The organism is Chamaesiphon sp. GL140_3_metabinner_50, from assembly GCF_025361915.1.
In the GTDB taxonomy this organism is placed as follows: domain Bacteria; phylum Cyanobacteriota; class Cyanobacteriia; order Cyanobacteriales; family Chamaesiphonaceae; genus Chamaesiphon.
In genome coordinates this window covers 1-12646 of record NZ_JANYJC010000150.1, presented here as the reverse complement: position 1 = coordinate 12646, position 12646 = coordinate 1, and the positions used below count along the sequence as shown (strand labels likewise).

Sequence of the window (12646 nt, the reverse complement as noted above, 5' to 3'; positions counted from 1 at the left end):
ACAATATTGTTGACGGGGCTATAACCCAGAAGGCCTGGGCACCTTACCACTCCTGCGCTACAGCACGAGTCATCTTACTGTCAACACTTTTAGTTCAATTAGGGGTAGCTCGGCCCTAATTGCCGCCCCCATCGCCGCGCCAAATTGAGGGACCGATCGGCATCAACTGCTGAGTGGACCTTACCAGCCAAAAATCGACGGGACTTTCGCGGTTTCAGTCACCTGCTGCGGGGCCTTGCTGCCCTCAAACGGCTCATCTACCCGCGTTTCCGAGCAAAATGTTGCTGAGCTAAACCCGCCAAACCGCTTGACGATACTATTGCGCACGCGAGTGCGGTCATTGGCAAACCAGAAGCGTTCTCGGGAGCTCATGGTTTCGTACTCGGTGATCAGCACCAAGCCGTCTTCTTCGTCCATTTCGTAGCGGCCCACCACCGGGACGATTTCGGCATAGCCCAGCTCGCGGAGCATTTTTCCCGATCGGCCCGTCTCATCGTCCGGCACCAGCGCAAAGCAGGTTTTGCCTTCGTGGACCTCGCCGTCTTCGCGGTCCCACTGCATGGTGCCCGCCCAGCGCACGTCGGCTCCGCCAATGGCCAGGCCGGGGTCAATTTGGTGCATTTCGCACAGGGCCACAATATCTGGGTGGGCCTTGTCCAGGGGATCGACTCGAATTTCCGAGCCGCCCATTTCAGCCCGCTTGAAGGCTAGGTGGTGGGTGGTGCGCTGGGAGCGCCAGGTGCCTGCGCTTTTTTGGAAAAATTGCATTGCGTCCATCGGGAATCGGTCTCCTCTAGGGGGAAGGGATGGGCAGGGGGCCCGGCCTGCCGCCGTCACCTGGGTGGTTGTTGTCCAAAGCCCCCTGGCCAGCCCCAGGTGATGGGGCGGGTTCAAAGCCTGTCCCCATCATACCGCAGGCGAATCGGCCATCATTCTGTAACATTAGCTACGGTACCATGGGGGGCATGGTCGTATTGTCAAGCTTGTGTTATAATGGTTTACAAACAGCGTTTTATACCCAGTACGGTTTAGTACGGAAATATCACTATTGTTGACGCTGATCCGCCCAATCCGTTTGCTGACCTTTAGCCATCAATTTTGATGTGAGGAGTCGTGGATATGGACCTGCCGCTATCACTAAGCATGGAACAACAGTTCAACCTCAGGCTCTATGAGGGCCAGGTTAAGGTGCTTTCCCAAGACCAAGCCCAGGAGTTTCTCCTGGAGGTCATGCGTCAACTGATGATCAAAGACAATGTGATTCGCCACCTTATGAAGCAGGGGTGAGGGAGCAGGGGCGATTGGGTGTGCCAAGCTGTCCCTTTTCTGTAGAGATAAGAGTTGAGAATTGGAGGGCGAAAGTTGCCGATGGTCTCCGACCGTTCGCGGAGCGTCTCCGCAGGACAGAGGTCATCGGCCGTCTATCATCGGCGGTCCGCTGTCGGGCCCTTTGAGTCGTAGGGGGTGTTGCTGCAAAGCACAACGTCCCGTCATCCGGTATTCTTCGGGATTTGATTTCAGCGCAACATCCTTAGCGGGCCCTTAGTGCGCCCTTGGTGGATGTTCATACCCAAATCATTATCAAGCTGCTGAATCGGGCTGCTTGCCCCGCATTCCTGAGAAAGCGAGGCCGATTTATTACGGATTGTTACTTAGTTTCTGATAAATAGGACACCGTTTACCCTCTTCTTTTATGGTCAGTAGTGGCTCACAAAATCTGTGGGCTCTATAAATTTGACTGATTTAAGGAGAGTTCAATGCTCGACGCATTTTCTAAGGCCGTTGTCTCGGCTGACGCCAGCACCTCTTGTGTATCCGACCTGTCTGGCCTGAAGGCCTATGTGGCTTCCGGCAACCGTCGCTTGGATGCCGTTAATGCCATTGCTTCCAACGCCTGCTGCATGGTGTCCGACGCCGTCGCTGGGATGATTTGCGAAAACCAAGGCTTGATCCAAGCCGGTGGGAACTGCTACCCCAACCGCCGCATGGCGGCCTGCCTGCGCGATGCTGAAATCGTGCTGCGCTACGTCACCTACGCGCTGTTGGCTGGTGATGCGTCCGTGTTGGACGACCGCTGCTTGAACGGTTTGAAAGAAACCTACGCCGCTTTGGGCGTGCCCACCACCTCCACCGTGCGGGCCGTGCAAATTATGAAGGCTCAAGCCGCTGCTCACATTAAGGACCAGCCCAGCGAATCTTTTGCCGGTGCTAAATTGCGCAAAATGGGTACGATTGTCACCGAAGATCGTTGCGCTAGCTTGGTTGCAGAAGCCAGCAGCTACTTCGATCGCGTGATTGCTGCCCTGAGCTAAATTGCTCGCGCCAACGAATAGTTTGACGACGCTGTCGTTTGGCTAAACGTTTCAAAATTAACACCGAATTTAGCCAAAACTGGAGATTTAAGACATGAAATCAGTTGTGACGACAGTCATCGCTGCTGCAGACGCAGCCGGCCGTTTCCCTAGCACCTCGGATCTCGAATCCGTGCAGGGTTCGATTCAACGCGCCGCCGCTCGGATGGAAGCTGCTGAAAAGCTCGCTGCCAACATCGACAACGTCTCTAAGGAAGCTTACGATGCTTGCATCAAAAAGTATGGCTACTTGAACAACTCTGGCGAAGCTAACGAAACCCAAGTTAAAAAAGACAAGTGCTTACGCGACATCAAACACTACATGCGTTTGATTAACTACTGTCTAGTTGTCGGCGGTACTGGCCCCTTAGACGAATGGGGTATTGCTGGTGGACGTGAAGTTTACCGTGCATTAGACCTACCTACCGCTCCTTACGTTGAAGCTCTTCGTTTCGCACGTACTCGCGGTTGCGCTCCTCGCGACATGTCCGCACAAGCATTGGTAGAATACAATGCTTTACTCGACTACACCATCAACTCCTTATCCTAGTTTGGAGTTAGCAAGGGTAATTAAGGTTGTCCGAGCGATAAAGGGGCTTTCGATCTGTTGCTTTGCCTGATGGTTGAGCGAAAGATCGAGAGCCTCTTTTGATATGTTTAATTAAGCTAGATCCCCGACTTCTTGAAGAAGTCGGGGATCTGTCGAAGTCTAATTTGCCATAAAATAAATTATGACTAATAAACGTTTTTTTAATATATTTAATCTGACCGAAGCCGAAGCGATCGAGCTATTGGATACACCTTTAGATAAACTCGCTGAAGATGAATCTCGCTATGTCGCAGCTTCGCATTTAATTAATTTTCCCACAACAGCAGCGATCGATGCACTAATTAGGGCGATCGATAATAACAATCCCGAACTCGATAATCGGATCGTGCGGCGTAAATCGGTAGAGACATTAGGCAAACTCCAAGCCAAACAGGGATTACCCGCAATTCGGACTTGCTTGAGCGAGTCAGACTGTTATACTGTCGAAAATGCCGTATGGGCGATCGGCGAAATTGGCACTGAAGATCCAGAAATATTATCAGAAATAGCGCAAATATTAGATCGCGAAGGTCAGAATCATCGCGTCATCATTCATACTTTAGTCAAGCTTAATTATCTACCAGCACTCGATCGCATTCGCACCTTTACCGAATCGTCAGACGAAGCTACCGCCAGTGCGGCAATTGCGGCGGTGTGTCGATTTACAGGCGATTATACCCCAATGGCACGAGTGATGGAATTTTTATTCCATCCCAGTCGCAATGCCCGCCGCGCTTGTATTCAAGATCTGATCGATACTAACTATTATCCCGCAATTAGCACGATCGCGAGATGTCCGGTATCGATTGTCTTTCGATTGCGCGCGATTCGGTTATTAGCAAATAATGGCATCGAACGCGGCGAGATCGAATTTGCCGATATTCAATCGAGCTTAGAGCAAACTTTACTCGATCGACCCCAAGATTTAGAATTAATTCATGAATACGATCTGCCGCCGACATTAGAATTTTTGATTCGGCAGTTATACGAGACTGATTTTGGACTGTGTTATTTAGCCACGCAAACTATTTTAGATAACTTTGCCGAGCTTGCGCCTGCGGCTTTACTCGCAACTTATGAAGCAGAGGCATACAACGATTATGGCGCGCACTACCACATTATGAAGTTATTCGGGTGGCTCAAATATGCACCAGGTTACGATTTACTAGTCGAAGCATTAAATAACCGCGAACCGCAATTCCAAAAATCTCGTGCCGCCGCCGCACTAGCTCTAGGCGAACTCGGCGACAAGCGCGCAATACCATTACTCGTCGCTAGTTTAGATACTAAAATTTGGGATTTAAAATACGCAATTTTAATGGCATTAGCTAAACTCGGCGATACCAGCGGACGAGAAATTACAGCTAATGACGATGACTGGATCATCCGCGCTCGTGCGGCTGGAGAGCATTAATAGCCCTCATCCCCAACCCTTCTGTCTTGTCGTTTTTTTATTCGGGGGGAACCCTAGATCTAAAAACGCCGCTCCCTCAGGGAGAAATACGGGCACAAGCTATTTGAGTTGTTGCGTAGTCCTTTTACCCCACCCCAGCCCTCCCCTTATAAAGGGGAGGGGGCAAAAGCCCCCCTTTATAAGGGGGGTTGGGGGGGTAAACCAATCTCAAGCGAAGTCCAACAGACTTGTGCATACACAGTAGATTCCCTATTTCCTATTCCCTATCCCCTATTCCCTATGGATTCATTATTCGATCGACTCAAACATCCCAATCCTAATTTACGCGATCGAGCGATGCTAGAAATAGTCGAAACTCGCGATGAGACGACAATTCCTCGCTTAATGAGCATCCTTGACGAAGATGATACCACCTATCGACGGGCGGCAGTCAAAACCATTGGTGCGATCGGGATGGATACGATCCCTTATTTAATCGATATCTTAGCTACCAGTCAGAATGTTACCGTTAGAGGTAGCGCGGTTAAAGCCATCGCGCAGGTAATTGTCAATTATCCCGAAGAACCGCTATCGCCAGCGGGATTAGCATGTCTAAAAACATCAATGAGCGATGAAAATCCCGTCGTGAATATTGCCGCAGTAATGGCACTAGGGCAACTCGGCACCCCCGCATTTGAAATGTTAGTCGAGGCTCTTCAGACGACAGATAATATCGCGCTCCAAGTCACATTGGTGAATACTTTAGCCTCCATTGGCGATATCCGTGCCGAGCCAATTTTACAAGCAGCAATTCAGGATGCTAATCTCGATGAGTACGTCCGCGAATCGGCGGTAAGTGCCCTACCTAGATTGGAACAAACGATTAAATACAAACAAATGCAAGCAGCACGAGGTAATTAGATGTTATTTATTTCAGGTAAGCACAACGATTGAAATCGTTGCTAGTGATACAAAGTCCGCCTACGCGGACTAAGTTTTAAATAATTAACCTCAGTTCGGGATGAGGAAAATAGATTGGCTTCGCACCAGCACCGCCAACGGAAATCATTATCCCGTTGGCGTAGCCTCTCCCACAGGAGAAACTCGTGTTAGATTAATCTTCTCTTTATTCCCCTGCGCTCTCTGTCTTGATGCTCTAAACCGTCGGGGAACCCGACGAGCGAGCATCGCTGCGTCTCTGCGGTTTAATTTCTTAGCTATAGTTGTAGGGGCAATTCATAAACTGCCGCTACTATGGCGAAGGCTTAGGGGTCGAACTTGGCGATGTAATCGGCTTGGGCGCAGGTTTAATTGCCTTAGCTGGAACGGGCAATTTAGCAACTCCCGGTTCTTTTTTAAGTGCCACAAATAAATCGAAGCGATTGCTATATTCATCTAGAATCGCGCTAGTAACTCCCAAACTTCTCACTGCTTTTAATCCAGCTTTAACCTGTGGAGACATATAAGGTAAAAGTAAATTACCTGCATTAATCGTTCGATCGACATCGATGAAAAATTGCCCGTTATGGTTTGTCAAACTCGATTTAGTCGCTTGTTGAAATAGAGCCGAATCAGCCAGCGATTGTTGAGGTTTGGGTAAGAAAATCGGGGTCACAGGCGCACCCAAATTTAAGAAAGCGATATTTCGATCGAGCCATCCATGACTAGCAGCAGTAACATTTAAAGGCGATGTCCAATTAACGACATCTTGCCCATTTACTTTAGCTTTGGCAATTTTAAAAATCTGTTTTTGCCCCATCGTATTATCGAGTCTGGCGAAAGCTTTTTCGGCAGTAGATCGATCGCTGACTTGTTGTAAAACAACTAATCCTGCCCCAAATTCAGTATCGACTTTATCAGATTTAGGCACGATCGCAGCGGCAAATGCACCTTTACTCCAGTTGAGGATTTCTGACTCTAGTGCTAACCCCGTCAGATTTTCCAGATTTTTAACCAGATCTGCGGGTTTGACGGGTGCCAGCGGGTTGGTATCGGCACTACGGGCGTAGTCTTGCCACAATCGCTGTAAGTTGCCGCCAGAGACCATCACGAGCGTGGTTGCAGGCAAATTAGCGGCGAAGTTTTGACCCTGATTTTCGACTACTAACTTTTGCTTGGTGTTGGGTTTGAGCCAAGAAATTCCCTTCCAGGCGATGCCGTCTGTTTCGAGTTTGGCATTAGCCGCGATGCCCTGCTGCGCTTGGGCTTGCGCTAATTTATCAGCCGCTAAATTTTGGGGTGAGTTAGCCGCAGCTACCGCCGTAGCGACGGGAATATTGGCATATACCTGCACGAAGGGTCGATCGATTTCAATTTCGGTTAAGGCTTTGGTGTAACCCGGTACGACGAGCAGCGATTTACCACTTTGTTGGGTATCGATAACGCGTTGCAATCCGGGCTTATCGCTGGCAATGGCGACAAAATTATCTAGCAGCGCGATCGCCATCGTCCCCGTCTTGCGCTTAAATTCGCGAATGGTAACCCCTTTGTAGTTACTTTCGACTAAATTGGCATCAACTGGAGTTTGGTGCTGTTGTACGGCTTTTTGGGCGGCACCGCGATCGACTATCGGTAAAATGGCAACTGTTTGCGAAGATGGAATTTTGGCGCGATCGGATTTACTAGAAATCGCACCCGGATTATTTAGCACCCCTAATAAAATTTGTTTGCCAACCCACGGCTGGATATCGCGTTGATAGTCATACCCATAGTTAGTCAAAAAATTAGTTTGAAAGTTGGCTATTTGCTGTTCGAGGATGCCGCGACCGATGGGGATGCCAAATTCTGAGAACTTCTGCCATTGTGCCGCATCGGTAGAAATAGAGACAGATAACAGCGTATCCTGCGGTAATAAGCTCACGCCGTTACTGGTATCGAATTTATTCGCATTGCCAGATAATAATTTCCATGCCCCGCCTACCATCAAACCAGCAACGAGAGCAGCCGCACCCGTACCCACCACAACCCGCCTGAATTGTTGTTTTTTGGTGACAATAGGCAGCCTAGACTTGGCGTTTGGCATTTTGTTAGGCATTTCGATCTCGTTAAATGTTCGTGCGGTTGGTAGTTAGGGATTAGATTTGGCAAAAATCCTGAGTCTGATGCTATCACAAGAAGTCGTACCCGATTGGATGTCTGGCAGTCCTAAATCATTTGTGAGATGCGAACTTGGTGTGATTTTAACCGCAGAGGCGCAGCGATGCTCGCTCGTCGGGTTCCCCGACGGTTTAGAGCATCAAGACAGAGAGCGCAGAGGGAAGATTAAGAATTCTCATGCTATCTAGGATTGCTACAGCAAGGCGCAAATTAGAAAGATTGTGAAATCTAATGCCACCAGATGGCGATCGCAATTGCCACTACCGCACCAATAATTGTATTAATAACATTGACGAGTTCGTTACTGAGCCAGTCGATTTTTGACTGTAAGGTGGCACCAATAACACTTTCGAGATTAGTAGCAATAAAAGATGCGATCGTGCAAATAATTACGCCAGTAAATGTAATTAGCCCCAGGCTGTAAGCAACTAAAGAAATTAATATACCACCCACGATTCCCGCCAGCGTCCCTTCTAGACTAATCGCCCCTTCCGTACCTCTGGGGACGGGTTTTAAGGTAGTAATTAGATATGTACTTTTGCCATAAGCCTTGCCAACTTCACTCGCCGTCGTATCTGCTAATTTAGTACTAAAACTGGCAACATAACCTAATAATAAATAAGATTCCCGGCCAGCATCGAGCCAACCGAACTTAACTGCCGCCACCCCGATCGCACAGATTGTAGCAGCAAACGCCGAGCCCCAGACATTTTCTGGCCCTCTCGCACCGCCGCGTTTTTCGGCAATGCCTTCAGCCTCTTTTTGTGCCATCCCAATTCGAGTCACCGCCGAACCGACTAAAAAATAAAACATTACCACCCCATAGCCGCGCCATCCTAAAGTCCCCCAGACAACCACTCCTAATCCCCAAGCATTAATTAATCCGGCGGGAGTTAAGAGCTTTTTAGGGATGATGGTTGCCAGAATTAGTAAGACTGAGTTTAAACCGATCGCGACAAGCCAAGGATTAGAGCCGATTTCATTCAACCAATTCGGTATTGTACTTAACATAGTTTAGACAAATATATACTGCTGACTCGATCGGGTAACAAGCATAACTCTCTGACGGTTGAGATCGATAAGATCTTTTGTTTATCCTAGCAATCGTCTGCAATTGGGTAAATTTTGCATCAATTTTCAATCGCTTTCTCGCTAGTAAATCCGATCGATCGATAGCCGCCAACCATTGATGTCTAAGGCTTGTATCCCATCTTCAGGAATAACACGTAGAGCGGATTGACAACTCGAACATGGGTGCTAGTCGATCGTGCGGAGTGATAAATTTGATATTTTCCTGTAACCTAAGGAAAGATCTAAGTTTAAATATATTTACAAACTGCATCTATGATAGCAACTGCACTGAAACACGAAGTCAAGGATTTATCGCTCGCACCCCAAGGCAAACAACGGATTGAGTGGGCAGGGCGGGAAATGCCCGTGCTACGTCAGATCCGCGACAGATTTGCAGCAGAAAAGCCTCTAGCTGGAATCCGCATCGTCGCTTGTTGCCACATTACCACTGAAACTGCTCACCTCGCGATCGCGATCAAGGCGGCTGGTGCCGATGCAATTCTAATTGCTAGCAACCCCCTCTCTACCCAAGATGACGTTGCAGCTAGTTTAGTTGTCGATTATGGAATTCCCGTATTCGCCTTCCGTGGTGAAGACGAAGCTACTTACAAACGTCACGTTCAAACCGCTCTAGATCACCGCCCCAACATCATCGTCGATGATGGTTGTGATGTAGTCGCCACTATGGTTCAAGAACGCCAACACCAACTCAGCGAACTAATCGGTACTACTGAAGAAACCACCACAGGTATCGTTCGTCTCGAAGCGATGTTCAAAGCTGGAGTTTTGACATTCCCTGCTGTCAACGTCAACGACGCTGATACCAAGCATTTCTTTGACAACCGCTATGGTACCGGACAATCTACCCTCGACGGTATCGTTCGCGCAACTAACATCCTCCTAGCTGGTAAAACCATCGTTGTCGCTGGTTACGGCTGGTGCGGTAAAGGTACCGCCATGCGCGCCCGTGGGATGGGTGCAAACGTCATCGTCACTGAGATTGACCCTACCAAGGCAATTGAAGCCGTTATGGACGGTTATAGCGTCATGACAATGGCAAAAGCAGCGATTGTCGGCGACATCTTTATTACCGTTACTGGTAACAAGCACATCATCCGTGCCGAACACTTCGACGCGATGAAAGATGGTGCGATCGTTTGTAACTCCGGTCACTTCGATATCGAAATCGATCTTAAAGCTCTTTCCAGCAAATCTTCTGGTGTCAACACCGTCCGTAACTTCACTGAAGAGTACAAACTCAACAATGGTAAATCTATTATCGTGATCGGTGAAGGTCGTTTAGTCAACCTCGCTGCCGCTGAAGGACATCCTAGCGCAGTGATGGATATGAGTTTTGCCAACCAAGCGATGGCTTGCGAATACCTCGTCAAAAACCGGGGCGAACTGACTCCAGGCATTCACTCTATCCCCGTCCATGTGGATAAAGAAATCGCCCGGATGAAGCTCGAAGCAATGGGCATCCAAATCGATACCCTGACTAAAGATCAAATTGACTACGCTAACTCTTGGACTTCTGGTACCTAGATTAGATCTTCAAGACTAACTAGTTTTTAAAAAGCACAGGTTAAATTTAACCTGTGCTTTTTTTACGAGATATCATTTAGATGAAAAATCTCAAGTTGAATAGATATAGTCAAAATTTTAGCTTTTGTTAATCCAGCTAAAAATCCGTTCGACTGTTAGCTGAATCTCTTTAGCAAACTCTGGTACGGGTAAAACAGTCTTAGGTTCATCGATAATTTGAAAGGTTCGATCGATTCCCATCACAAATACCGATCGCTCTTTAGGATCGATTAGCCAGCCCATTTGAGTACCATAAGCTAGGCAGTGATTAATGTTCTTTAGTACTTTAATAGTGCTTTGGTCTGATGAAAGTATTTCAATCGTCCAGTCAGGAGGAATATTAAAGACATTTTCAAGATCGCCATTCTCGTCATAAGGAATTTTAGCCTGAAATACTTAACGATCGAGATAATTAACAGATGAATGAGCGATTGAGATTCAGAGAAGAGGCGATCGCAGACTTTACTAGATCGTGGTCTCAACGTAGAGGGATTGAATCGATCGTCGTAGTACCATCCGCTCGAAATACGCAAGAGTGGGATGGCAGACTACGACAATTAACTAGCAGTAACAACGCGATCGATCTAGAAAGCACTAAAATGAAAGGGAAAATAGCGGAAATAACTTATGGTGTGGCGTTGGTTGATTGGTATTGTCGCGATCGTGCTGATGGTTTTAACTCCGATTAGTGCTGGCTTAGCACAGCCAGCACCTACTGAGCTGACGGACGCTCAATTTGAACTAGGCGACAAACTTAGAACCCAAGCTTTCACCGCGACAAACGACGGGGATTTTGGTAAAGCAGAAACATATTGGACGCAACTAATCGATCTATTTCCGCAGAATCCGGCAATTTGGAGCAATCGCGGTAATTCTCGTGTCAGTCAAAATAAATTAACTGAAGCGGTTACCGATTTTAATAAATCGATCGAATTATTACCCAACTATCCTGATGCTTATCTCAATCGCGGGACAGCTTTAGAAGGTTTGGGTAAATGGGATGCTGCTATCGCCGACTATCAGTATATCCTCAGCATCGATCCCAAAGATGCAATGGCTTACAATAATCTCGGCAATGCCTATGCTGGTTTAGGCGATTGGAATACCGCGATTAAAAATTATCTCAAGGCTTCAGAAATCGCCCCCAATTTTGCCTTCGCACGGGCTAATTACGCTCTGGCTCTGTATCAGAATGGTGAAACTGCCGAAGCGATTCGGAATATGAAAAATATCGTCAGAAAATATCGTGATTTTCCTGATGTCCGTGCGGCTCTAAGTGCCGCTTTATGGCAGGACGGCAAAAGAGGTGAGGCGGAAAGTAATTGGGTAGCGACAGTTGGGTTAGACGGTCGTTACAAGGATCTAGATTGGGTCAAAAATACCCGCCGTTGGCCGCCGAATATGGTGGCAGCTTTAGAAAAATTCTTGAAGTTGCAATAACCTCAATCGCTGGCGGCATCTCACCCGATCGAGACTACCGCTCATACACATCTATGACACTTTGCTGTTTAGTAGTACAAAAGTTTTGTTTACTATAAATATAAGTACGGTATTCGATCGGAACTTTAGGTGGTTGGGATGCTGTAGATCGCAAGTTCTTTGCTGATGGTGGAGTTTTTGACAAGATTTATGCTAAACGATAATCGATAATTTTAGCGATCGGTTATGTTAAAGATAATCGATCGCTCTAAGTTTTTAGAGGGATAAACTGATAGATAATTCGATCGAGGAACGATCTTACATCAGACTCAGACCACTCAATCTAGAGTGTAAGATCGATCGGATGGACAGAATTTAATTGCACACACCAATCTAAAATTGGAGCATAAAGATATGGCACATCAATGTTGTGGCCCTGGTTATGAATCTCCGCAAGCAGCGATGACAGCAGAGCGGAAGCAATTGTTATATACGATCGCGCTTTGTACGGGTACGAGTATCCAAGAGCCTGACTATCTCGCCACGATCGATAGCGACCCCACATCGCCTACTTATAGTCAAGTGATTCACCGTTTACCCATGCCTTATATCGGTGATGAGTTGCATCATTTCGGCTGGAATGCTTGCAGTTCTTGTCACGATGACACTAGTAAATCTCGGCGATGATTGTACTTCAGATATTTGGATCTAGATGGATACATATCGAGTTGAGTTGGTAAATCGGGGCGGCATCGAAATTGATGTCGCTCCCGATGTCCAGATTTTAGACGCGATTGAAGCATCTGGCTTGCGATTGCCTGTTGGTTGCCGTGATGGTGTCTGTATTACTTGCGCTGCCAAACTAATCGCTGGCGAAGTCGATCGCTCTGCCGAACGCTGTCTCAAACCAGCCCAAATTGCCGCTGGTTATGTTTTATTGTGTGTGGCTCATGCGAAATCTAATTGCCGATTTGAGGTTGGTACTGAAAGTCAAGCAGCTTTGTATACCAACCCTTTCAAAGGTTAATTAAACTTTCCAAGAGTTGACGAAAATAATTCCCACCAAAGAAATACAGACAACAATAATCGTCCAAAACCATCCTTCCTCAATTGCGCCTGCCTCAACAGCAAAATAAATTGCCA

Annotated in this window: 14 protein-coding genes and 1 pseudogene; 11 read left to right on the top strand and 4 right to left on the bottom strand. The window is 47.4% G+C overall.

Annotated features, from left to right (window positions below; all coding sequences use genetic code 11):
* Window positions 1-180 precede the first annotated feature (180 nt).
* A complete protein-coding gene (locus tag Q0R35_RS07920; RefSeq protein ID WP_295615754.1) occupies window positions 181-777 on the bottom strand; it encodes a phycobiliprotein lyase in 597 nt (198 codons plus the stop codon).
* Window positions 778-1119: 342 nt separating this feature from the next.
* Here Q0R35_RS07920 and Q0R35_RS07915 point away from each other — a divergent pair, with 342 nt between their 5' ends.
* The 5 genes from Q0R35_RS07915 to Q0R35_RS07895 all read left to right on the top strand — a co-directional run bounded on the left by Q0R35_RS07915 (window position 1120) and on the right by Q0R35_RS07895 (window position 5254).
* Window positions 1120-1287: an NblA/ycf18 family protein gene (locus Q0R35_RS07915; RefSeq protein WP_366944842.1), complete on the top strand. Its 168-nt coding sequence runs from the start codon at window positions 1120-1122 to the stop codon at window positions 1285-1287.
* Window positions 1288-1757: 470 nt separating this feature from the next.
* Window positions 1758-2312 (top strand): C-phycoerythrin subunit beta, encoded by a 555-nt coding sequence (gene cpeB, locus Q0R35_RS07910; protein WP_295615751.1) that lies wholly within the window; start codon window positions 1758-1760, stop codon window positions 2310-2312.
* Between the two features lie 94 nt (window positions 2313-2406).
* The gene (locus Q0R35_RS07905) at window positions 2407-2901 is read left to right on the top strand and encodes a bleomycin hydrolase (protein WP_295615748.1); all 495 of its coding nucleotides are present in this window, start codon (window positions 2407-2409) and stop codon (window positions 2899-2901) included.
* A 181-nt stretch (window positions 2902-3082) separates the two neighbouring features.
* Complete coding sequence (locus tag Q0R35_RS07900) at window positions 3083-4354, top strand: HEAT repeat domain-containing protein (protein ID WP_295615745.1); 1272 nt, start codon at window positions 3083-3085, stop codon at window positions 4352-4354.
* A 279-nt stretch (window positions 4355-4633) separates the two neighbouring features.
* Window positions 4634-5254, top strand: a complete 621-nt coding sequence (locus Q0R35_RS07895; protein WP_295615742.1) for a HEAT repeat domain-containing protein — start codon at window positions 4634-4636, stop codon at window positions 5252-5254.
* Between the two features lie 331 nt (window positions 5255-5585).
* Here the strand turns inward: Q0R35_RS07895 and Q0R35_RS07890 are convergent, their stop codons facing one another.
* Window positions 5586-7355, bottom strand: coding sequence for a DUF3352 domain-containing protein (locus Q0R35_RS07890; RefSeq protein ID WP_295615739.1), 1770 nt, complete (start codon window positions 7353-7355; stop codon window positions 5586-5588).
* 79 nt (window positions 7356-7434) lie between these two features.
* On the opposite strand from Q0R35_RS07890, the gene Q0R35_RS07885 reads away from it, so the two are divergent.
* Window positions 7435-7617, top strand: coding sequence for a hypothetical protein (locus tag Q0R35_RS07885; protein ID WP_295615735.1), 183 nt, complete (start codon window positions 7435-7437; stop codon window positions 7615-7617).
* Between the two features lie 40 nt (window positions 7618-7657).
* Here the strand turns inward: Q0R35_RS07885 and Q0R35_RS07880 are convergent, their stop codons facing one another.
* Window positions 7658-8440 (bottom strand): TIGR00297 family protein, encoded by a 783-nt coding sequence (locus tag Q0R35_RS07880; protein ID WP_295615732.1) that lies wholly within the window; start codon window positions 8438-8440, stop codon window positions 7658-7660.
* Between the two features lie 333 nt (window positions 8441-8773).
* Between Q0R35_RS07880 and ahcY the strand changes: the two genes are divergently transcribed.
* On the top strand, window positions 8774-10045 hold the full coding sequence (ahcY, locus tag Q0R35_RS07875; protein WP_295615729.1) for an adenosylhomocysteinase: 1272 nt from the start codon (window positions 8774-8776) through the stop codon (window positions 10043-10045).
* Window positions 10046-10162: 117 nt separating this feature from the next.
* Here ahcY and Q0R35_RS07870 read toward each other — a convergent pair whose 3' ends face one another.
* The gene (locus Q0R35_RS07870; protein WP_295615757.1) at window positions 10163-10465 is read right to left on the bottom strand and encodes a Uma2 family endonuclease; all 303 of its coding nucleotides are present in this window, start codon (window positions 10463-10465) and stop codon (window positions 10163-10165) included.
* A gap of 38 nt (window positions 10466-10503) precedes the next feature.
* Here Q0R35_RS07870 and Q0R35_RS07865 point away from each other — a divergent pair, with 38 nt between their 5' ends.
* From Q0R35_RS07865 to Q0R35_RS07850, 4 genes and pseudogenes are all read left to right on the top strand, one after another.
* Window positions 10504-10773 (top strand): hypothetical protein, encoded by a 270-nt coding sequence (locus Q0R35_RS07865; RefSeq protein WP_295615725.1) that lies wholly within the window; start codon window positions 10504-10506, stop codon window positions 10771-10773.
* Window positions 10712-11524, top strand: a complete 813-nt coding sequence (locus tag Q0R35_RS07860) for a tetratricopeptide repeat protein (protein WP_295615722.1) — start codon at window positions 10712-10714, stop codon at window positions 11522-11524. The genes Q0R35_RS07865 and Q0R35_RS07860 overlap by 62 nt, the downstream gene beginning before the upstream one ends.
* A gap of 393 nt (window positions 11525-11917) precedes the next feature.
* Window positions 11918-12184, top strand: a pseudogene (locus Q0R35_RS07855) (selenium-binding protein SBP56-related protein); the annotation flags it as partial.
* Window positions 12185-12215: 31 nt separating this feature from the next.
* Window positions 12216-12530 carry a 2Fe-2S iron-sulfur cluster-binding protein gene (locus Q0R35_RS07850; RefSeq protein ID WP_295615716.1) on the top strand — a complete coding sequence of 105 codons (315 nt, stop codon included), beginning with the start codon at window positions 12216-12218 and terminating at the stop codon, window positions 12528-12530.
* Window positions 12531-12646: the final 116 nt, after the last annotated feature.